The sequence below is a fragment of the Streptomyces sp. BK208 genome (assembly GCF_004364245.1).
Classification (GTDB): domain Bacteria; phylum Actinomycetota; class Actinomycetes; order Streptomycetales; family Streptomycetaceae; genus Streptomyces.
This window is the reverse complement of sequence record NZ_SOAV01000009.1, coordinates 161643-181664: the sequence shown is the minus strand read 5'-3', so window position 1 is coordinate 181664 and position 20022 is coordinate 161643. Positions and strand designations below refer to the sequence as shown.

The 20022-nt window shown below is 72.9% G+C and carries 19 protein-coding genes; 15 read left to right on the top strand and 4 right to left on the bottom strand.

The window, feature by feature from the left end:
* The first annotated feature begins 56 nt into the window (after window positions 1-56).
* The 12 genes from EV562_RS22840 (at window position 57) to EV562_RS22785 (ending at window position 12568) form a co-directional block, all read left to right on the top strand.
* The gene (locus EV562_RS22840) at window positions 57-917 is read left to right on the top strand and encodes an SRPBCC domain-containing protein (protein WP_133888690.1); all 861 of its coding nucleotides are present in this window, start codon (window positions 57-59) and stop codon (window positions 915-917) included.
* Window positions 918-1001: 84 nt separating this feature from the next.
* A complete protein-coding gene (locus EV562_RS22835) occupies window positions 1002-1790 on the top strand; it encodes an aldose 1-epimerase (protein WP_133888689.1) in 789 nt (262 codons plus the stop codon).
* 31 nt (window positions 1791-1821) lie between these two features.
* On the top strand, window positions 1822-2373 hold the full coding sequence (gene pyrE, locus EV562_RS22830; protein WP_208298403.1) for an orotate phosphoribosyltransferase: 552 nt from the start codon (window positions 1822-1824) through the stop codon (window positions 2371-2373).
* Between the two features lie 145 nt (window positions 2374-2518).
* Window positions 2519-3550 (top strand): class II fructose-bisphosphate aldolase, encoded by a 1032-nt coding sequence (gene fbaA, locus EV562_RS22825; protein ID WP_133888687.1) that lies wholly within the window; start codon window positions 2519-2521, stop codon window positions 3548-3550.
* Window positions 3551-3619: 69 nt separating this feature from the next.
* Window positions 3620-5074 (top strand): MFS transporter, encoded by a 1455-nt coding sequence (locus EV562_RS22820; protein ID WP_133888686.1) that lies wholly within the window; start codon window positions 3620-3622, stop codon window positions 5072-5074.
* Between the two features lie 95 nt (window positions 5075-5169).
* Window positions 5170-5583 carry a DUF3151 domain-containing protein gene (locus tag EV562_RS22815; RefSeq protein WP_064728996.1) on the top strand — a complete coding sequence of 138 codons (414 nt, stop codon included), beginning with the start codon at window positions 5170-5172 and terminating at the stop codon, window positions 5581-5583.
* Between the two features lie 152 nt (window positions 5584-5735).
* On the top strand, window positions 5736-6551 hold the full coding sequence (locus tag EV562_RS22810) for a tryptophan 2,3-dioxygenase (protein ID WP_133888685.1): 816 nt from the start codon (window positions 5736-5738) through the stop codon (window positions 6549-6551).
* Window positions 6544-7824: a kynureninase gene (gene kynU / locus EV562_RS22805; RefSeq protein ID WP_133888684.1), complete on the top strand. Its 1281-nt coding sequence runs from the start codon at window positions 6544-6546 to the stop codon at window positions 7822-7824. The genes EV562_RS22810 and kynU overlap by 8 nt, the downstream gene beginning before the upstream one ends.
* A 198-nt stretch (window positions 7825-8022) precedes the next feature.
* Window positions 8023-8925, top strand: coding sequence for an alpha/beta hydrolase (locus tag EV562_RS22800; RefSeq protein WP_133888683.1), 903 nt, complete (start codon window positions 8023-8025; stop codon window positions 8923-8925).
* Window positions 8926-9161: 236 nt separating this feature from the next.
* Complete coding sequence (locus EV562_RS22795; protein ID WP_166661950.1) at window positions 9162-10508, top strand: histidine kinase; 1347 nt, start codon at window positions 9162-9164, stop codon at window positions 10506-10508.
* Window positions 10505-11170, top strand: a complete 666-nt coding sequence (locus EV562_RS22790) for a response regulator transcription factor (protein WP_133888682.1) — start codon at window positions 10505-10507, stop codon at window positions 11168-11170. The genes EV562_RS22795 and EV562_RS22790 overlap by 4 nt, the downstream gene beginning before the upstream one ends.
* A 168-nt stretch (window positions 11171-11338) precedes the next feature.
* Window positions 11339-12568, top strand: coding sequence for a cytochrome P450 (locus tag EV562_RS22785; RefSeq protein ID WP_133888681.1), 1230 nt, complete (start codon window positions 11339-11341; stop codon window positions 12566-12568).
* Here the strand turns inward: EV562_RS22785 and EV562_RS22780 are convergent.
* Window positions 12551-12775 carry a hypothetical protein gene (locus tag EV562_RS22780; protein WP_243860121.1) on the bottom strand — a complete coding sequence of 75 codons (225 nt, stop codon included), beginning with the start codon at window positions 12773-12775 and terminating at the stop codon, window positions 12551-12553. The genes EV562_RS22785 and EV562_RS22780 overlap by 18 nt on opposite strands.
* Window positions 12776-12915: 140 nt before the next feature.
* Here EV562_RS22780 and EV562_RS22775 point away from each other — a divergent pair, with 140 nt between their 5' ends.
* Window positions 12916-14427 (top strand): endonuclease/exonuclease/phosphatase family protein, encoded by a 1512-nt coding sequence (locus EV562_RS22775; RefSeq protein WP_133888679.1) that lies wholly within the window; start codon window positions 12916-12918, stop codon window positions 14425-14427.
* 63 nt (window positions 14428-14490) lie between these two features.
* On the opposite strand, the gene EV562_RS22770 is transcribed toward EV562_RS22775, so the two are convergent.
* Both EV562_RS22770 and EV562_RS22765 read right to left on the bottom strand, forming a co-directional pair.
* Entirely contained in the window at window positions 14491-16116 is a 1626-nt protein-coding gene (locus EV562_RS22770; RefSeq protein ID WP_133888678.1) for an ABC transporter permease, read from the bottom strand.
* Window positions 16113-17030, bottom strand: a complete 918-nt coding sequence (locus EV562_RS22765) for an ABC transporter ATP-binding protein (RefSeq protein WP_133888677.1) — start codon at window positions 17028-17030, stop codon at window positions 16113-16115. The genes EV562_RS22770 and EV562_RS22765 overlap by 4 nt, the downstream gene beginning before the upstream one ends.
* Window positions 17031-17103: 73 nt before the next feature.
* Between EV562_RS22765 and EV562_RS22760 the strand changes: the two genes are divergently transcribed.
* On the top strand, window positions 17104-17610 hold the full coding sequence (locus EV562_RS22760; RefSeq protein WP_208298402.1) for a helix-turn-helix domain-containing protein: 507 nt from the start codon (window positions 17104-17106) through the stop codon (window positions 17608-17610).
* A 34-nt stretch (window positions 17611-17644) separates the two neighbouring features.
* On the opposite strand, the gene EV562_RS22755 is transcribed toward EV562_RS22760, so the two are convergent.
* A complete protein-coding gene (locus tag EV562_RS22755) occupies window positions 17645-18550 on the bottom strand; it encodes a diacylglycerol kinase family protein (protein ID WP_133888676.1) in 906 nt (301 codons plus the stop codon).
* Between the two features lie 185 nt (window positions 18551-18735).
* On the opposite strand from EV562_RS22755, the gene EV562_RS22750 reads away from it, so the two are divergent.
* A complete protein-coding gene (locus EV562_RS22750; RefSeq protein ID WP_003975310.1) occupies window positions 18736-20019 on the top strand; it encodes an adenylosuccinate synthase in 1284 nt (427 codons plus the stop codon).
* Window positions 20020-20022 lie beyond the last annotated feature (3 nt).

Sequence of the window (20022 nt, the reverse complement as noted above, 5' to 3'; positions counted from 1 at the left end):
ATGACCCCGGCCAACCACCCCGGCCGACCACCCCGGGAGCGGTAGGCTGCGCTGCCATGGAGCATGAGGTGTTCGTTCCGGTTCCGGCCGAGCGGCTCAGGGACGTGCTGGCCGACCCCCTCCGGGTCGCCCGGGCGGTCCCGGGGCTCCAGCAGGACGCCGGTGCCGAGCCCGTCGCGGGCCGGCTGAAGGTGCGCATCGGCAGTCACTCCATCACCTACCGCGGGTCCCTGCGCCTGTCCGGGGGCGAGGACGGCACGTACGCCGTCGAGGGCGAGGCCACCGAGTCGCGCGGCACCGGCGAGGTCACGCTGGCGCTGACCCTCCGCGTGGACGACGCCGACGGCGGCAGCACCCTCGTGTTCACCGGGACGGCCACGGCGGACGGGCGCGTCACGGAGCTGCCGCCGGAGTCGGTCACGTCGGCCACGGCCCGGCTGCTCACCCGGTTCGCGGAGAACCTCGGCACGGCGGCGCAGACGCCCCCCGCCGCGGCACCGGAGCCCGCACCGGAGGCGGAGCCCGAAGCGCGCCCCGGCTCCGTCTTCGACACCGAGGTCCCCCCGCCCTCCCTGACGGACACCGATGACACCGATGACACCGACGGCACCGCGGCCGCGAGCGGACACGACGACGGGACCGACGGGCACGACGCCGGGGACGGCGGAGGGGCGCCGGAGGAGGCCGGCGCCCAGCCGGCCGTCCAGCCTCCCGCCGAGGCCGCGCACGCGCGCCGCACGATGATCGGCCGCAGCGCCGAGGAGGTGGACCACGCTCCGCCGCGCGGCCGCTACGCCCCCGTGCCCGCGCCCCAGGCCAACGCGGTCGGCGCCCCCCTGCGCTGGGCCGCCCCCGCGGCGGCGCTGGTCGTGGCGTCGGCGATCGTGGTGGGCCGGGCGCTGCGCCGCCGCCGCTGAACCGCTTCCCCGAACCGCTCCCCGATACGCCGCGGGAGCGGCGACCGAGTGGGGCGCTCTTGATCGCCCCAGTAGGGTCATGGCGTGAGCAACGAACCCATCACGCTGACCGCGGGTGACGCGGAGGCGACCGTGCTGCCGGGCAACGGCGGCCGGATCGGCGGGCTCCGCGTCGGCGGCACGGAACTGCTCCGCCAGGGCGAGCGCTACGGCTGCTTCCCGATGGTCCCCTGGTGCGGACGCATCCGCGACGGCCGCTTCAGCGACGGCGCCGCGGTCCACCAGATGCCCCTGAACTCGCCGCCGCACGCCATCCACGGCACCGCGCGCGACGCCGCCTGGCACACCGCCCGCGTCACCGCGGACGAGGCCGTCCTCACCTACGACCTCGTGGACCCCTGGCCCTACTCCGGCCGCGTCACGCAGGTGATCGGGCTCGCCGAGGACGCGCTGACGCTGACGATGTCCGTGGAGACGTACGAGTCGTCCTTCCCGGCGCAGATCGGCTGGCACCCCTGGTTCAACCGGACCCTCGACGGCGCCGGCGCGCAGATCGCCTTCGACCCCGCCTGGCAGGAGGAGCGCGGCGACGACCACCTCCCCACCGGCAACCGCGTCGAGCCGAAGCCCGGCCCCTGGGACGACTGCTTCGGCATGCCGGACGGCGTCGACGTCACGCTGACCTGGCCGGGGCGGCTGGAGCTGAAGGTGACCAGCCCCGAGCCGTGGGTCGTGGTGTACGACGAGCAGGAGGCCGCCGTCTGCGTGGAGCCGCAGACCGGGCCGCCCAACGGGCTGAACACCCTTCCCCGCCTGGTCACGCCCCTGGAGCCGCTGGAGGCCACGACGACCTGGGCCTGGCGCCGCCTTTAAGCTGGCGTACATGACGGACGTCAACGAAGTAATGCCGCCAGGCACACGCGGCGCGCTGCTGCAGCAGATCAAGGACAAGGCCGTGGTGCACGGCAAGGTGACCCTCTCCTCGGGTCTGGAGGCCGACTACTACGTCGACCTGCGCCGCATCACCCTGGACGGCGAGGCCGCGCCGCTGGTCGGGCAGGTGCTGCTCGACCTGACCGCCGACCTGGAGTTCGACGCGGTGGGCGGGCTGACCATGGGCGCCGACCCGGTCGCCGCGAGCATGCTGCACGCCGCCGCCGCGCGCGGCCGCAGGCTGGACGCGTTCGTCGTCCGCAAGGCCGCCAAGGCGCACGGGCTGCAGCGCCGCGTCGAGGGCCCGGACATCAAGGGCCGCCGCGTCCTGGTCGTCGAGGACACCTCCACGACCGGCGGTTCCCCGCTCACCGCCGTCGAGGCCGTGCGCGAGGCCGGTGCGGAGGTGGTCGCGGTCGCGACGATCGTGGACCGGGCGACCGGCGCCGCCGAGAAGATCCAGGACGGGGCGGGCGTGCCGTACCGGTACGCGTACGACAAGGACGAGCTGGGCCTGGACTGAGACCAGGGGCCGAGACGGGGCCGGGGTGCACTCGGGTATTCCCGTCCGGTCTGGAAGGATGGGGCCGACGATGACGTCGCCCCCCAGTCCTAGGTCAGGGCCATAAGCAACAACACGCCCACCCGCACATACAAGGAGCGGACAGATGCCCATCGCAACTCCCGAGGTCTACAACGAGATGCTGGACCGGGCGAAGGCAGGAAAGTTCGCCTACCCCGCCATCAACGTGACCTCTTCTCAGACGCTGCACGCGGCCCTGCGCGGATTCGCGGAGGCGGAGAGCGACGGCATCGTCCAGATCTCCACCGGCGGCGCCGAGTTCCTGGGCGGCCAGCACAACAAGGACATGGTGACCGGCGCCGTCGCCCTCGCCGAGTTCGCGCACATCGTCGCCGAGAAGTACGACGTCACCGTCGCCCTGCACACGGACCACTGCCCGAAGGACAAGCTCGACGGGTACGTCCGTCCGCTGCTCGCGGTCTCCGAGGAGCGCGTGAAGGCGGGCCGCAACCCGCTCTTCCAGTCGCACATGTGGGACGGCTCGGCCGAGACCCTGGCCGACAACCTCTCCATCGCCCAGGAGCTGCTGGAGCGCGCCCGCGCCGCCAGGATCATCCTTGAGGTCGAGATCACCCCGACCGGCGGCGAGGAGGACGGCGTCTCCCACGAGATCAACGACTCCCTCTACACCACGGTCGACGACGCGGTCCGCACCGTCGAGGCCCTGGGCCTGGGCGAGAAGGGCCGCTACCTGCTGGCCGCGTCCTTCGGCAACGTGCACGGCGTGTACAAGCCGGGCAACGTCGTGCTCCGCCCCGAGCTGCTCAAGGAGCTGAACGAGGGCATCGCGTCGAAGTACGGCCGGCCGGCCGGCAGCAAGCCGTTCGACTTCGTCTTCCACGGCGGCTCCGGCTCCTCCGCCGAGGAGATCGCCACCGCCCTGGAGAACGGCGTGGTCAAGATGAACATCGACACGGACACCCAGTACGCCTTCACGCGTCCGGTCGTCGACCACATGTTCCGCAACTACGACGGCGTCCTCAAGGTCGACGGCGAGGTCGGCAACAAGAAGACCTACGACCCGCGCACCTGGGGCAAGCTGGCCGAGGCCGGCATGGCCGCGCGCGTCGTGGAGGCCTGCGGCCACCTGCGCTCGGCGGGCCAGAAGATCAAGTAACTCCCGGTCGACACGGCCGTACGCACGAGCCCGGCGCCCTTCGCGCCGGGCTCGCTGTATACCTGGGGCATGCCCGACGTCCGGCTCGCCTCACCGCAGGGCAAGTGGATCCTGCTCACCACCGTCCTCGGGTCCAGCATGGCCCTGCTGGACTCGACCGTCGTCAACGTAGCGCTGCCCCACATCGGGCGCGACCTCGGCGCGGACCTCGCCGCCCTGCAGTGGACCGTCAACGCCTACATGGTCACACTGGCCGGTCTGATCCTGCTCGGCGGCGCCCTCGGCGACCGGTTCGGCCGCCGCCGGATCTTCGTGCTCGGCGTGCTGTGGTTCGCCGCCGCGTCCCTGCTGTGCGGCCTCGCGCCGAACGCCGGTGTGCTGATCGCCGCCCGGGCCCTCCAGGGGGTCGGCGGGGCGCTGCTCACGCCGGGTTCCCTCGCCCTGATCCAGGCCTCCTTCCACGCCGACGACCGGGGCCGCGCCGTCGGCCTGTGGTCGGGGTTCGGGGGCGTCGGCGCGGCGGTGGGGCCGTTCCTCGGGGGCTGGCTGGTGGACGGCCCGGGCTGGCGCTGGGTGTTCCTGCTCAACGTCCCGCTGGCGCTGCTGTGCGCGCCGGTCGCGCTGCGGCACGTGCCGGAGTCCTCGGACGAGCGCGCCCACACCCGATTCGACGTGCTCGGCGCCGCCCTGTGCGCGGCGGCCCTCGCGCTGCTCACCTACGCGCTGATCGAGGCCCGTACGGCGTCCTGGGCGGTGGCGGTCAGCGCGGTGGCCGGGGTGGTGGCCGCCGTGGCCTTCGTCCTCGTCGAACGGCGCGGCAAGGACCCGATGATGCCGCTCGACGTCTTCTCCTCCCGCCAGTTCACGGCGGTCAACCTGGTCACGCTGTGCGTGTACGCGGCCTTCGGCGGTTTCTTCTTCCTCGCCGCGCTGCAGCTCCAGGTCGTCGTCGGCTGGTCCGCGCTGGCCGCCGGCACGGCCCTGCTGCCGACCACCGTCCTGATGCTGCTGCTCTCCGCCCGCTCCGGCGAACTCGCCGAGCGTCTCGGCCCGCGCCTCCAGCTCACCGCCGGTCCGCTGCTGTGCGCGGCCGGGATGCTGCTGATGCTGCGGGTCGGGCCCGGCGCCTCCTACCTCGCCGACGTGCTGCCCGCCCTGCTGGTGCTCGGTCTCGGCATGGTCACCCTGGTCGCGCCGCTGACGGCGAGCGTGCTGGCCGCGGTGGACACCGCGCGCGCCGGTCTGGCCAGCGGTATCAACAACGCGGCGGCCCGCGCGGCGGGGCTCGTCGCGGTCGCCGCGCTGCCGCTGCTCACCGGCATGGGGGAGGAGGCCTACCGGTCGCCCGCGGCGTTCGACGACGCGTTCGGCCCGGCGATGCTGATCTGCGCGGGCGTCCTGGTGGCGGGCTCCGTCATCGCCTTCGCGACCGTGCGCCGCCCCGCGCCGGGCTGCGTCCGCCCCGAGTGCCGCACCCACGGCTCGGTGCTGACGCCGCCGCTGGAGAGGGAGCGCGGCGCCTAGGGAGTGCCGTTCGGATCCTGCCGTGGTCGCGGGGTCCGGCGCCCGCATCTGCGGACCCGTCCGGCCGATCCCGGCGCATGCCGCAGACTTGTCCCATGGCCATTCACGAGAACCTCCTCGGGGGACCGCCCCCGACCCACCTCCCCGACGACCCCGGGCCGCGCGAGCTGCTGGCCGGCGGCACCTCCCCCGCCGACGTCGCCGCGAAGTACCCGACGTCCTCGCTCGCCTGGGCCCGGCTGGCCGACGAGGCGTTCGAGCGGGGCAGCGTCGTGGAGTCGTACGCGTACGCCCGTACGGGCTACCACCGCGGCCTCGACGCCCTGCGCCGCAGCGGCTGGAAGGGCCACGGCCCGGTGCCCTGGGAGCACGAGCCGAACCGCGGCTTCCTGCGCGCCCTGCACGCCCTCGCCCGCGCCGCACAGGCGATCGGCGAGAAGGAGGAGTACGAGCGCTGCAGCCAGTTCCTGAAGGACTCCTCGCCGGAGGCGGCCGAGGTGCTCGGCTGAGTCCGCGCAGGCGAGGGGCCCGCCCGCCCGTGGTGGGCGGGCGGGCCTTGCGGTTTCCTGCGACCATTGCGGAGGATGCCGTGTGGGGACCGGGGCCCCGTGCCGGTAACGGCAGGGCGGACCGCTACCCGTAGTGCCATCAGGAGACAGCGATGTCCCACGACGCCCCGAATCTCGACTTCGAGGGCAGCACGCCGTACGAGGACTACGTCAAGGCGGACGTGCTCACCCACCTCCAGCACACCCTCTCCGACGATCCCGGAGAGATGGTCTTCCTGGTCACGACCCAGGTCATGGAGCTGTGGTTCACCGTCATCGTCCACGAGTGGGAGACCGCGGCCCGCGCCCTGCGCGAGGACCGGATCCCGGTGGCGACCGACGCGCTCAAGCGCTCGGTGCGGGAGTTGGAGGCGCTGAACGCCTCCTGGACGCCGCTCGCGGGTCTCACGCCCGCCCAGTTCAACTCCTACCGGTCCGCCCTCGGCGAGGGCTCCGGCTTCCAGTCGGCGATGTACCGCCGCCTGGAGTTCCTCCTCGGCGACAAGTCCGCGTCCATGCTCGTCCCGCACCGCGGCGCCCCGCGCGTCCACGCGGAACTGGAGAAGGCGCTGCACGAGCCGAGCCTGTACGACGAGGTGGTCCGGCTGCTCGCCCGGCGCGGTCACGACATCCCCGACGCCGTGCTCCAGCGTGACGTCACCCGGAAGTACGAGGCCGCCCCCGAGGTGGAGGCCGCCTGGACGGCCGTGTACTCCGGCGACCAGAACGGCGAGCTGGCCCGCCTCGGCGAGGCCCTCACCGACGTGGCGGAGCTGGTGTGGCGCTGGCGCAACGACCACCTGGTCGCCACCCGCCGCGCGATGGGCTCCAAGACCGGCACGGGCGGCTCCGCCGGGGTGGCCTGGCTGGAGAAGCGGGCCCGCAACAACGTGTTCCCCGAGCTGTGGACGGCGCGGTCCTATGTCTGAACCGCTCGACCTCAAGAACGCGGCCGAAGCGCTCGACGCCGCCGACCCGCTGGCCGCGCTGCGCGCGCGGTTCGTCCTCGACGACGTCACGTACCTCGACGGCAACTCCCTCGGCGCCCTTCCCGCGCACGTCCCCGCGCGCGTGGCGGACGTCGTACTGCGTCAGTGGGGCGAGTTGCGGATCCGGTCCTGGGAGGAGAGCGGCTGGTGGACCGCGCCCGAGCGGATCGGCGACCGCATCGCCCCGCTGGTCGGCGCGGCCGCCGGGCAGGTGGTCGTCGGCGACTCGACGAGCGTCAACGTCTTCAAGGCGCTCGTCGCCGCGGTGCGCATGGCGCGGGCGGACGGTGCGACCGGCGGGACGGGTGGGGTCGGCGACAGGACCGGCGACAGGACGGGCGGGGGCGGTCCGGTCCGGGACGAGATCCTGGTCGACGCCACCACCTTCCCCACGGACGGGTACATCGCCGAGTCGGTGGCGCGGATGACGGGGTGCACCCTGCGGCCGCTCACCCCGGCCGAGGTGCCGTCGGTGCTGGCGGACCGGGGCGATCGCGTCGCCGCCGTGCTGCTCAACCACGTCGACTACCGCACGGGCCGGCTGCACGACCTGCCCGCGCTCACGGCCGCGGTGCGCGCGGCGGGGGCGTACGTCGTCTGGGACCTGTGCCACAGTGCGGGCGCGCTGCCGGTCGGGCTCGACGAGCACGGCGTCGACCTGGCGGTCGGCTGCACCTACAAGTACCTCAACGGCGGCCCCGGTTCGCCCGCGTTCCTGTATGTGCGCCGCGACCTCCAGGCCCGCTTCGACTCCCCGCTGCCGGGCTGGAACTCGCACGCCGAACCGTTCGGCATGCGGTCCGCCTACGCACCGGCCTCGGGCGCGGCGCGCGGCAGGGTCGGTACGCCGGACATCCTCTCCCTGCTCGCCCTGGAGGCGGCGCTGGACGTGTGGGACGAGGACGCGGTCTCGGTGACGGCGGTGCGGACCAAGTCACTGGCGCTGACCGACTTCTTCCTGCGCTGCGTCGAGGCGTACGTCCCGGACGGCCGGGTGGAGTCCGTGACCCCACGGGCGCACGCCGAGCGGGGCAGCCAGGTCGCGCTGCGCTGCGACGACGCGGGCGACGTGATGAAGCGGCTGATCGAGCGCGGGGTGGTCGGTGACTACCGCGCTCCCGATGTACTGCGCTTCGGCTTCACCCCGCTGTACGTCGGCTTCGCGGACGTGGAGCGGGCGGCGCGGGTACTGGCCCGGGCGCTGGCGGACTGAACCGGGCAGCGGTGCGGTTGAGCCGCGGGAGCGGGTCCCGGGGTGCGCCGCGGGGTGGGGCCGGACACGTCATCGTCCGGCCCTCACCCAGCGTCACATCCCCGTGTCCGCGCACGTCACCGGCCTGATAACTTCCCGCCAACGGCCGATTCCCCACCCCCGGTCCGCCAACACCGTTTCGTCGCTGAGAGGTTGAGCATGCCGGACGCCGCCGCAGAACCGGGCACCGCTGCAGCGAGGAACGCCGCGGAGGAGAAATCGGCCCTCTCCCACCCGGCGGTCGCGCCCGACTCCACCGCCGGCTACGGCGATCACCCCGACCAGGTGATCGACTTCTACCTGCCGCGCGGCGAATCCGGGCCGGACGAGGCCGCCCCCGTGGTGGTGGTCCTGCACGGCGGCTCGTGGCGCGCCCCGTACGACCGGCGGCACATCAGCCCGTTCGCCGGTTTCCTGGCCGGGCGGGGCTTCGCCGTGGCCAGCGTCGAGTACCGTCGCGGGGCCGAGGGTCCCGATGCCGAGGGCTCCGGGGACCCCGTGGCCGGGCGCTGGCCCGACACGTTCGACGACGTGGCCGCAGCGCTGGACGCGCTGCCGGAGCTGGTCCGACGCCACCTGCCGCTGGCCGACGCCCGCCGTACGGTGCTCACCGGCCACTCCGCCGGCGGTCACCTCGCCCTGTGGGCGGCCGCCCGGCATCTGCTGCCGGCGGACGCCCCGTGGCGGACCGGTCGCCCGGCCCCCCTTCGGGGCGTGGTGGCCCTCGCGCCGATCGCCGACTTCGAGGTCGCCGACCGGCTCGGCGTGTGCGGTGGCGCGGCGCGGCAACTGCTCGGCGGCGGCGAGCTGTTCACCGAGCGGCGGCCGTACGCCGATCCCGCCCTGCTGCTGCCCACCGGGATCGCGACGACCCTCGTGCAGGGCCGTGCCGACGTGGACGTGCCGCAGGCGGTGGCCGAGGCGTACGCCGATGCGGCGGCGAAGGCCGGCGAGGTGGTGGGGGTGACGCTGCTGGAGGACGTGGGCCACTACCCGCTGATCGACCCGGTGGCGGACGCGTGCGCGGTGGTGGCGGAGGAGATCGCGCAGCTCGCTTGGTGAGCGGGAGGGGGAGGGCGTGTGCCGCGGAAACGTGAACACTTCCGCCGGGCGTGTCCTCGACCTGCTCGAATGAGCGGGAGGCGGGTGCCGTCGTACCCGTGATACCTGCCCTGCCCTGCCCTGCCGTGTGGGCAGGCGGGCTGGCCGCCTCACCCCCGTAGTACCTGAGACGGATGCGTCAGGACCCCTCTCACTGGTGACGACGCCGTACCCGTGCTGCGCCTACCGTTGCCGACGTGACCGAGACGACCCAGATGCGGACCCCGCCCCCCGGAGAGGGGAGCGGATCGCGCAGCCCCGAGTTCCGGCTGGCGGAGAATGCCCTCAGCGGGCTCCGCGAGGATCTGTTCCACGACGCCTTCGCCTACCGGCCGTTGCCCCGCGCAGGCACGGACGGTCCGGTGTTCCGCCGTCTGCCGGCCAGGCTGAAGCCCCACGCGGCGCGCCTCCCGCACGCGGTGGTGGCCGCCCTCGCCCTGCTGTGCTTCTACGCCGGGGCGGTCGAGGGGGCGACCGACGGCCCGTTGGCCCTGCTGAGCGGGCTGGCGTGCGCGGCGCCGGTGCTGGCCACCCTGGTCCGGCCGGTGGGTGCCTTCTGGATGTCGATGGCGGCGACCCCCGTGGTCGCGCTGCTCGGCAGCAGCTGGGGGGAGTGGCCGTGGCTGCCCGGTGCCTTCCTGTGCCACACCGTGGTCCTGGTGGTCGTGGCGATACGGACCCGGCCCCGGACGGCCGCGTGGATGTGGGCCCTGACCGCGGCGTACGGATTCCTCAACGACTCCTTCTGGGGCGCCGGGCACTACGGGAGCAATTCCACCCCGCTGCTGGTCCTCACCGCCTTCGCGCTGCTGTTCGTATCGGTCTGGCACATCCGGCGGGACGCCCGGCAGCGGGTGACCGCCGAGCAGACGGTCACCGCGCACGAGCGTTCCCGGCGGACCCTGCTGGAGGAGCGCACCACCATCGCCCGCGAGCTGCACGACGTGGTCGCGCACCACATGTCGGTGGTCGCCATCCAGGCGGAGGCCGCGCCCTACCGGGTGGAGAATCCGCCGGAGGAGCTGGAGCGCGCCTTCGCGACCATCCGGGAGAACGCGGTGGCGGCCCTCACCGAGCTGCGCCGCGTCCTGGGAGTCGTCCGAGCCGAGGACTACGAGGCCCCGGACGCCCCGCAGCCCACGCTGGCGGACCTGGACGCCCTCCTGGCCAACGTGCGCGATGCCGGCCTGGCCGTCGACAAGGCGGTGACCGGAGCGGTGCGCGAGCTGCCGCCCGGCGTGGAGCTGTCGGCGTACCGGATCGTGCAGGAGGCGCTGAGCAACAGCCTGCGCCACGCGCCGGGCGCGACGGCCCGCGTCGAGGTCTCCTACGTCCTGGGCGGTCTGGGCCTGCGTGTGGTCAACACCGCCGTCCCGCAGAACACCCTGGTCAAACCGTCGCCGGGGGCGGGGCACGGCATCACGGGCATGCGTGAGCGCGTCTCCATGCTGAACGGTGAGATGACGGCGGGACCGACGGACGACGGAGGGTACGAGGTGGCGGTGTTCCTGCCGGTCCCCGCTCGGACCGAGGGTGACGCATGACGATCCGGGTGCTGATCGCCGACGATCAGATGATGGTGCGCGAGGGCTTCTCGGTCCTGTTGAACGCGATGCCGGACATCGAGGTCGCCGGTGAGGCGGTCAACGGCCGGGAGGCGGTGGCGAAGGTCCGCGAGCTGGCTCCGGACGTCGTGCTGATGGACATCCGGATGCCCGAGTTGAACGGTATCGAGGCCACGCGGGAGATCGTCGCGGCGGACGGCACGTCGAAGGTGCTGGTCCTCACCACCTTCGACCTCGACGAGTACGTGTACCAGGCGTTGCGCGCGGGCGCGTCCGGTTTCCTGCTCAAGGACGCCTCGGCCCGGCAGCTCGCGGACGGTGTCCGGGTGGTGGCGGCCGGCGAGGCCCTTCTCGCCCCTTCGATCACCAAGCGCCTGATCACCGAGTTCTCCAAGCTGTCCGAGACCCCGCGCCTGATGCCCTCGGCCCAGGGGGCCTACGGCGACCTGACGGAGCGCGAGACGGAGGTGCTGGTCCTGATCGCCCAGGGCCTGTCCAACTCGGAGATCGCCGAGCGTCTCGTGGTCGCCGAGTCGACGATCAAGACCCACGTCAGCCGCGTCCTGGTGAAGCTGGGCCTGCGCGACCGCACCCAGGCAGCGGTCTTCGCCTACGAGGCCCGCCTGGTGACACCGGGCTGACCGGGCCCGCCGGGTGACACCGGGCTGACCGGCACCGGCCTCGCACCACACGTAGCGGCCCCTGTTGCTGCCCCTGGTGCCGGACCGGGACAGGCGACGAGGGCCCGGCGCGCCTCGGGCCGTGTCCGTCCCCTTTCGCGGCGGCTCCTCGTTTCCTATGGTCCGTCCATGACGGCTGCAACCGATGAGTCCGACCTCGCGTTCGACCCGTGGGACCCGGCGTTCCTCGCCGACCCGTACCCCGCCTTCGCGGAGCTGCGGGCGCGGGGACGCGTGCTCTACTACGAGCCGAGCGACCAGTGGCTGGTACCGCACCACGCGGACGTCTCGGCGCTGCTGCGCGACCGCCGCCTCGGCCGGACCCACCGGCACCGTTTCTCGGACGAGGACTTCGGCCGCACCGCACCCCCGCCGGAGCAGGAGCCCTTCCACACGCTCAACGACCACGGGATGCTCGACCTGGAGCCGCCGGACCACACCCGCATCCGGCGCCTGGTGTCGAAGGCGTTCACGCCGCGCACGGTGGAGCGGCTGAAGCCGTACGTGCACGGGCTGGCGGACGACCTGGTGGCCCGGCTGGTCGCGGCGGGCGGCGGTGACCTGCTCACCGACGTGGCCGAGCCGCTGCCGGTCGCCGTGATCGCCGAGATGCTGGGCATCCCGGAGTCCGACCGTGCCCCGCTGCGCCCCTGGTCGGCGGACATCTGCGGGATGTACGAGCTGAACCCGTCCGAGGAGACGGCGGCGAAGGCGGTGCGCGCGTCGCTCGACTTCTCGGAGTACCTGCGCTCACTGATCGCGGCGCGTCGCAAGGAGCCCGGCGACGACCTGATCTCGGGTCTGATCGCGGCGCACGACGAGGACGACGACCGGCTCACCGAGCAGGAGATGATCTCGACCTGCGTCCTGCTCCTGAACGCCGGCCACGAGGCCACCGTGAACGCCACCACCAACGGCTGGCTGGCGCTCTTCCGCCACCCCGGCCAGCTGGCCGCCCTGCGCGCCGACCACTCCCTCGTCCCGTCCGCCGTAGAGGAGCTGATGCGTTACGACACCCCGCTGCAGCTCTTCGAGCGCTGGGTCCTCGACGAGATCGAGATCGACGGCACGGTCCTCCCGTGCGGGGCCGAGGTGGCGATGCTGTTCGGTTCGGCCAACCACGACCCGGCGGTCTTCGACGCCCCGGACCGCCTCGACCTCACCCGCCGGGACAACCCGCACATCTCCTTCAGCGCGGGCATCCACTACTGCATCGGCGCCCCGCTGGCCCGCATCGAACTGGCGGCGTCCATGACGTCCCTGCTGGAGCGCGCCCCCACGCTGCGCCTGGCGGCGGAACCGGAACGCAGGCCGAACTTCGTGATGCGCGGACTGACGGGGCTACGCGTGGAACTGTGACGAGCGCCGGCGCCGGCGCCGCCACAGCAGCCAGGCGCCGAGCCCCCAGAGCACGGCGGGTACGACGGCCCCGGCGAGGAAGACCAGCGGCAGCTCGGTGAGGACGGCACCGAAGTCCTGCCCGTTGTTCTCGAACCCGTTGCCCAGGTGCCGCTGGGTCCGCGAGGTCCGCCCCCAGACGACCACCGCACCCACGGCCCCGGCCACCGAGACCGCACACCCACCGCCCGCCACCGCATCCCGACCCATACCTGCCCCGACGCTCCCACCCCGGCGGTTGGTTTCATCACCCATCGAAGCGACGTACAGTGCCCGCACTGACGACGCATGACCTGAGGTGGGGGTAAATGAGAAGGAAAGCAAGGCACTTGGTGGTCCTGTGCTCCGCTCTGTTCGCGCTGATAACGATGTCGACCGTGGAGGCGCAGGCGGCCGCCCGGCCGGTTCCCGTCACGGCCGGTGACAAGTACGCCCTCCAGTCCGTCGGTGCCGGAGGGCTCTACGTGTCGGCGGAGGTCGACACGGGCGGCGACGGGGAGGGCATGCTGCGCGCCCGCACGACCGCGGACTCCGTCGACGACCTGGGCTCCTGGGAGAAGTTCACGCTGCACACCGACGACAAGGGGTGGACGGCCACCCTCCGCTCGGAGGGGAACGGGAACTACGTCACGACCGAGCGGAACGACGCGGGCACCCACGAGAACCTGCTGCGGGCCCGGGGCGCGACCGTCGGCGAATGGGAGAAGCTGCACCTGAAGAAGCAGGCCGACGGCACCTACGCCCTCAGCGCCTGGACGGACGACGGCTACAAGTACGTGAGCGCCGAGATGGAGGACTCGGACACCGACCGCGGGCTGCTGCGGGCGCGTTCCGACTCGGTGGGCTCGTGGGAGAAGTTCCGGCTCGTGTACCTCGGTGAGGAGAACGCGAGCGACCAAGGGCCTCGGCCCGCTCCCGCGGCCCCCGCCACGAGCGCCGACTTCCGGGTCATGACGTGGAACGTCTGCGCCAATCACAACGGTGACTGCCTCAACCACAGGGTGGACGGCGCCGCCTTGGGGAGCCAGATCGCCGCCCGGCTGGGCTCCGGCGCGGGCCAGTACCGGGCGGTGTTCCTCCAGGAGCTCTGCGAGTCGCACGCCAAGGCGATCGAACGCGCGTTGGAAGAGGCGACCTCCTCCGGGTGGGACGTGCGCTTCGCGCCCATCAAGTTCGACGTCGACGGATCGTCCGTGAAGGCCGCGAGGACCTGCGACAACGCAGGTTCGGAGAGCGCGGGTTGGACGGACCGGGGCTCCTACGGCATCGCTCTCGCCGTGCCGGACTCCAACGTCTGGTACACGTCCTACGACCTGCCCTCGCCGAAGAACAGGACCATCGGGGACACGTGGGTGCGCATGGAGCAGCGCACCGCGCTGTGTGCCGTTCTCCCGGCCCAGGCGCTTCAGTTCTGCACGGCCCACTTCAGTGCCGGGGTGGCGCAGGACGACGCCGACGGGACGAAGCGCAGGGAGCAGGCGGCGATGCTGCAGGACATCGTCCACTCGTACACGCCGGCCGGATACCGCACCGTGTACGGCGGCGACTTCAACTCCGTACCACCGGACTCGGCCTCGCCCGACACCCCCAAGGACGTGGTCACCCTCGCCTACGCGGCGGACAGGGAGTGCGACGAGGGACGGTCGGCGGACCGGATCCGTGACGGCCGGGCGACGAAACCGCTGGGCACGCGGAACATCAAGATCGATTATCTGTTCGCTCCGTCCGACGCGACCGTCCTCTCGTGCGACGTGACCGCCGACGCGGGTCGTTCGGACCACTATCCGATCCAGGCACGCGTCGTCCTGCCCGCACGGTGACGCGCTCCCGGTCCGGGACGCGCACGGCGTCCCGGACCGGGGCCGCGGGCCCGTTCCCGCCGGTCACGTCGTCAGGTCACGACGTCGCAGGCCGGTCAGGCCCGTCCCCACCAGGACCACCGCGAGCGAGGTGAGCACCAGCACCGGCGGCCAGTCCATCCGGCCGCCCGGCAGCTTCGGCAGGTGGCCGTAGGGGGACAGGTCGAGGACGGTCGGCGGTACGTCGAGGGCCGGTCCGACCCAGCCGAGGAGCAGTACCGCGCCCGCGACGGCCCACGCGGCCGGCGCCGCCCGGGGCAGCAGGCCGTGCAGCAGTACCGCGGCCCCGCCGATCACCCACACCGCGGGCAGCTGCACCAGGCACGCGCCGATGATCGCCCCGGCGTCCCGCCCGTACCCGGCCGCGAAGCCGAGCCCGGCGAGCAGCATGAGCAGCGCCGCACCGCCGAAGGCGATCACCAGGTGCCCCGCGGCCCACCGCAGCCGGCCCACCGCGCCCGCGAGCACCGGTTCCGCGCGCCCGGAGGTCTCCTCGCCGCTGAGCCGCAGCACCGAGGCGACCACGTACAGCGCGGCGACCAGTCCGAGCATGCCGACCATCGCCGACACGAACGCGTCGGTGATCCCGGCCTGTCCGCCCATCCGCTCGATGACGCCGCGGGCCTGCTCGTTGTCCCCGACGAGGTCGGCCGCGCCCTCCGTCACCCCGCCGTAGACGAGACCGGCGAGGAGGAAGCCGACGCTCCAGCCGAGGACGCCGCCGCGCTGGAGCCGCCAGGCCAGCGCACCGGCGGTCCGCAGGCGCCCGGCGGCCGGTCCCGGGCGGGTCGGCAGGAAGCTCATGCCGAGGTCCCGGCGCCCGGCGAGCCCGTAGGCCACCGCCCCCTGCGCCACCGCGGCGCCCACGATCAGGAGCAGCACCCACCACCGCTCACCGGCGAAGGCCCGCAGGTTCTCCAGCCAGCCCAGCGGCGACATCCACGTCCACACCGACGACCCGTCGTCCGTTCCCGAGTCGCCCGCCGCGCGCAGCACGAAGGCCAGGCCCAGCACCGCCGCCGTGAGTCCCCGGGCGAGCCGTGCGCTCTCGGTCAGCTGGGCGACGATCGCCGCCGTGGTCGCGAAGAGCATGCCGGTGCCCGCGATGCCCAGGCCGAGGGCCGCCGCGCCGGCCGCTCCCTGCCCGGCCAGTCCCCCGGCGATCAGCAGGGCCAGGACGGCGTCGGCGACCGCCGCCGTGAGCAGCGCCGCCGTCAGCGGGGCCCGGCGGCCGACCGCCGCGGAGACGACGATCTCCTGCCGCCCGCTCTCCTCCTCGTCCCGGGTGTGCCGTACGACGATCAGCAGGCTCATCACGGCGGCGAGCGCGCCGGCGTACAGGCCGACGCGCCAGGCGGTGAGCGCGCCGAGACCGTCGCCGAAGACGGGGCCGACCAGCGCCCGCAGGGCGGAGTTGGTCCGCATCTGCCGCATCAGGTCGGCGCGTTCGGCGGCGGTGCCGTACAGGCCGTCGAGGGTGCTCGGCATGGAGAGCACCATGAGGGCGTTCACCGCGACCCAGACGGGGATCAGCACCCGGTCGCGGCGCAGGGCGAAGCGCAGCAGCGTGCCGGTGCCGGCCAGTTGCCGCGAGCTTCCGCGCCGGGTGGTCGTCAAGGCCGGGGTGGTGGCGCCGGCGGTGGCGGTCATCGTGCCGTCACCTCCGCACCGGACTCCGCGTCCCCGGTTCGGTAGTGACGCAGGAACAGCTCCTCCAGCGTCGGCGGCGTGGACGTCAGCGACCGCACGCCCGTCTCGCTCAGCGACCTGAGCACGGCGTCCAGCTCGCCGGTGTCCACCTGGAGCCGGACCCGGTGGCCGCGGACGTCGAGGTCGTGCACGCCCGGCAGCCGCGCGAGCCCGTTCGGGGCGGCCGCGAGTTCGGCGGTGACGCTGGTCCGGGTGAGGTGGCGCAGGTCGGCGAGCGAGCCGCTCTCGACGGTCTGCCCCTTGCGGATGATGCTGACCCGGTCGCACAGCTCCTCGACCTCGCTGAGGATGTGGGAGGAGAGCAGCACCGTCCGCCCGCGCTCGCGTTCCTCCTCCACGCAGCGCCGGAAGACCTCCTCCATCAGGGGGTCGAGTCCGGAGGTGGGCTCGTCGAGGATCAGCAGGTCGACGTCGGAGGCGAAGGCGGCCACCAGGGCCACCTTCTGCCGGTTGCCCTTGGAGTACGTGCGGCCCTTCTTGGTCGGGTCGAGTTCGAAGCGCTCGACCAGGTCCGCGCGGCGGCGGGGGTCCAGTCCGCCGCGCAGCCGGCCGTAGAGGTCGATGACCTCGCCGCCGGAGAGGTTGCGCCACAGCGTCACGTCGCCCGGGACGTACGCGATCCGGCGGTGTGCCTGCACCGCGTCCGCCCACGGGTCGCGGCCGAGCACCTGCGCGGCGCCGCGGTCGGCGCGCAGCAGGCCGAGCAGGACGCGGATGGTGGTGGACTTGCCGGCTCCGTTGGGGCCGAGGAAACCGTGCACCTCACCGGTCTCGACCTCCAGGTCGAGCCCGTCCAGCGCGCGCGTGCGTCCGAACGACTTGTGGAGTCCGGAGACGCTGATTGCCTTCGTCATGATTCGGAAAGTACGCTTCTTTCAGAAGTTTGTGAAGTTAAGAAACCGTCAAGAGGTGAGGGATGATCGGAGGATGAGGCAGTCAGCGGGTCAGGCGGAAGCGGGGCGCGACCCCGAAGCGGTGTCGAAGTTCGTGGAGGGCTTCGCGGCCCAGCTCGTCGAGGCCGGGATGCAGCGCATGCCGGCCCGGGTCTTCGCCGCGCTGCTGGCCTCCGACTCGGGCTCGCTGACCTCGGCGGAGCTGGGCGAGAGCCTCCGGGTCAGTCCGGCCGGCGTCTCCGGCGCCGTGCGCTACCTCGCGCAGCAGCACATGGTCGCGCGCGAGCGCGAACCCGGTTCACGCCGGGAGCGCTACCGGGTGCACAGCAACCAGTGGTACGAGGCGCTCACCAACCGGGAGGCCGTCCTCAAGCGGTGGGAGGGCGCCCTGCGCGAGGGCGTCACCAGCCTCGGCGTCGACACCCCGGCGGGCCGGCGCATGGCCGAGACGCTCGCCTTCTTCGAGTTCGTCGAAGGGGAGATCGCGGCCATGATGGAACGCTGGCGCGAACACCGGGAGAAGACCTTCGGGCAGGGGTGACACCACCACCACCGCCTGCCGCTGACCCCGCCGCTCAGGTCGCCGGCAGCGTCAGCCCCCACGCCCCCTCGCGCGCCACCCACGTCCGGGTCCCCACCGGCCCGCACACCACCGCGTCGGCCCGGTACCGGAAGTGCGCCCCCGACACGGTCACCGTCCGCCCGCTCACGGTCAGCGGCGACGCCTGGGCGCCCACCGACAGCGGCCGTACCTCCACCACGGCCGCCCCCGCCGCGCCCGGCGTCACCGACACCCCCTCGACCGGCTGGTCCAGGTCGACCAGCGTCGAGCCGTCCACCTCCACCCGCAGCCGCGCCGGACCGGCCGCCCCCGGCACGAGAGCGGTGCGGGCCGGACGCGAGGACGCCAGCGTCCGGACGAGCGACTGGCAGGTCCGCAGCCAGGGACGGAACGACGCCGGTCCACCGGGGCCGGACACCGGGTCCTCCCGTCCCGGTACCGGCACCGGGAGCGGCGGAATCGCCACCGTCCCGAGCACCACCCCGTCACTGTCGTCGACGAGCAGGTCGAGGCGCCGTTCCGCACCGTCGAGGACGGTCCGAGCCGCCGCCACGGCGCCCGTCGGCAGCCCCAGCGAGCGGGCGAGGCCGAGCGCCGGGCCCACCGGCACCATCGACAGCGCGCACTCCGCCAGCTCCCGCTGGCGGTGCAGCAGGGCGACGGCGCGCAGCAGCGTGCTGTCGTCCCCGACCACCACCGGACGCCGCGAACCGCGTCGCCCGAGCGCCCGTGCGAACTCCTCCGGACCGTCGGGCAGACACACCTTCGTGTGCGACGCACCCGCGCTGAGCACGTCTTTCGCGATCCGGACGGACTCCCCGTCCGTCCGTCGGGCGACCGGATCGACGACCACCAGAAGCGGATCGGACCTCGCGGATGAGTTCGCGGAAGAGCTCGCGGAAGTCGCCACCTCGGCCATGCCTCGCTTCCTCGGGTAGCATCTTGGTGCAAGAGCCCCTTGCGCTGTTGCGCCAGGGGCTTCGTCTATTCCGGGGCACCCGGTCCGACGGTTGGCGGCCAACGACGGTCGCGGTGTACGTGGCGGAAATCCGTCGCATACGCCCTCGACCATGGACATGCCCCGCCCGGAAGGGGTGTACGCGCGTGCCCGCACTTGTGCTGCTCGGTGCTCAGTGGGGTGACGAAGGCAAGGGAAAGGCGACGGACCTGCTCGGTGGTTCCGTCGACTATGTGGTGCGCTACCAGGGCGGCAACAACGCCGGCCACACGGTAGTCGTGGGCGACCAGAAGTACGCCCTGCACCTGCTCCCTTCCGGGATTCTCTCCCCCGGCTGCACGCCGGTCATCGGCAACGGCGTCGTCGTCGACCCGTCGGTCCTGTTCTCCGAGCTGAGCGGGCTGAACGAGCGCGGCGTCGACACGTCCAAGCTCCTGATCAGCGGCAACGCTCACATCATCACGCCGTACAACGTCACCGTCGACAAGGTGACGGAACGCTTCCTCGGCAAGCGCAAGATCGGTACCACCGGTCGCGGCATCGGTCCCACCTACGCCGACAAGATCAACCGCGTCGGCATCCGGGTCCAGGACCTCTACGACGAGTCGATCCTCACCCAGAAGGTCGAGGCGGCGCTCGACGTCAAGAACCAGATGCTCACCAAGCTCTACAACCGCCGCGCCATCGCCACCGGCCAGGTCGTCGAGGAGCTGCTGGGCTACGCGGACAAGCTCGCCCCGTACGTCGCCGACACCGTCCTGGTCCTCAACCAGGCCCTCGACGACGACAAGGTGGTCCTCTTCGAGGGCGGCCAGGGCACGCTCCTGGACATCGACCACGGCACGTACCCCTTCGTCACCTCGTCGAACCCGACCGCGGGCGGCGCCTGCACCGGCGCCGGCGTGGGCCCGACGAAGATCAGCCGGGTCATCGGCATCCTCAAGGCGTACACGACCCGCGTGGGCGCCGGCCCCTTCCCGACGGAGCTGTTCGACGAGGACGGCGAGGCCCTGCGCCGCATCGGCGGCGAGCGCGGCGTCACCACCGGCCGTGACCGGCGCTGCGGCTGGTTCGACGCGGTGATCGCCCGGTACGCCACCCGCGTCAACGGGCTCACCGACTTCTTCCTCACCAAGCTCGACGTCCTCACCGGCTGGGAGCAGATCCCGGTCTGCGTGGCGTACGAGATCGACGGCAAGCGCGTCGAGGAGCTGCCGTACTCGCAGTCCGACTTCCACCACGCGAAGCCGGTGTACGAGACGCTGCCCGGCTGGAGCGAGGACATCACCAAGGCGAAGTCGTTCTCCGACCTGCCGAAGAACGCCCAGGCGTACGTCAAGGCCCTGGAGGAGATGTCCGGCGCCCCGATCTCCGCGATCGGCGTCGGCCCGGGCCGGGACGAGACGATCGAGATCAACTCCTTCCTGTAGAAC

Bases quoted from the DNA above. Each gene is read 5' to 3' on its own strand.
- EV562_RS22840 (WP_133888690.1), top strand. From the start codon at position 57: ATGGAGCATGAGGTGTTCGTTCCGGTTCCGGCCGAGCGGCTCAGGGAC.
- pyrE (WP_208298403.1), top strand. From the start codon at position 1,822: ATGCCGCCAGGCACACGCGGCGCGCTGCTGCAGCAGATCAAGGACAAG.
- fbaA (WP_133888687.1), top strand. From the start codon at position 2,519: ATGCCCATCGCAACTCCCGAGGTCTACAACGAGATGCTGGACCGGGCG.
- EV562_RS22820 (WP_133888686.1), top strand. From the start codon at position 3,620: ATGCCCGACGTCCGGCTCGCCTCACCGCAGGGCAAGTGGATCCTGCTC.
- EV562_RS22815 (WP_064728996.1), top strand. From the start codon at position 5,170: ATGGCCATTCACGAGAACCTCCTCGGGGGACCGCCCCCGACCCACCTC.
- EV562_RS22810 (WP_133888685.1), top strand. From the start codon at position 5,736: ATGTCCCACGACGCCCCGAATCTCGACTTCGAGGGCAGCACGCCGTAC.
- kynU (WP_133888684.1), top strand. From the start codon at position 6,544: ATGTCTGAACCGCTCGACCTCAAGAACGCGGCCGAAGCGCTCGACGCC.
- EV562_RS22800 (WP_133888683.1), top strand. From the start codon at position 8,023: ATGCCGGACGCCGCCGCAGAACCGGGCACCGCTGCAGCGAGGAACGCC.
- EV562_RS22790 (WP_133888682.1), top strand. From the start codon at position 10,505: ATGACGATCCGGGTGCTGATCGCCGACGATCAGATGATGGTGCGCGAG.
- EV562_RS22785 (WP_133888681.1), top strand. From the start codon at position 11,339: ATGACGGCTGCAACCGATGAGTCCGACCTCGCGTTCGACCCGTGGGAC.
- EV562_RS22775 (WP_133888679.1), top strand. From the start codon at position 12,916: ATGAGAAGGAAAGCAAGGCACTTGGTGGTCCTGTGCTCCGCTCTGTTC.
- EV562_RS22770 (WP_133888678.1), bottom strand. From the start codon at position 16,116: ATGACCGCCACCGCCGGCGCCACCACCCCGGCCTTGACGACCACCCGG.
- EV562_RS22765 (WP_133888677.1), bottom strand. From the start codon at position 17,030: ATGACGAAGGCAATCAGCGTCTCCGGACTCCACAAGTCGTTCGGACGC.
- EV562_RS22760 (WP_208298402.1), top strand. From the start codon at position 17,104: ATGAGGCAGTCAGCGGGTCAGGCGGAAGCGGGGCGCGACCCCGAAGCG.
- EV562_RS22755 (WP_133888676.1), bottom strand. From the start codon at position 18,550: ATGGCCGAGGTGGCGACTTCCGCGAGCTCTTCCGCGAACTCATCCGCG.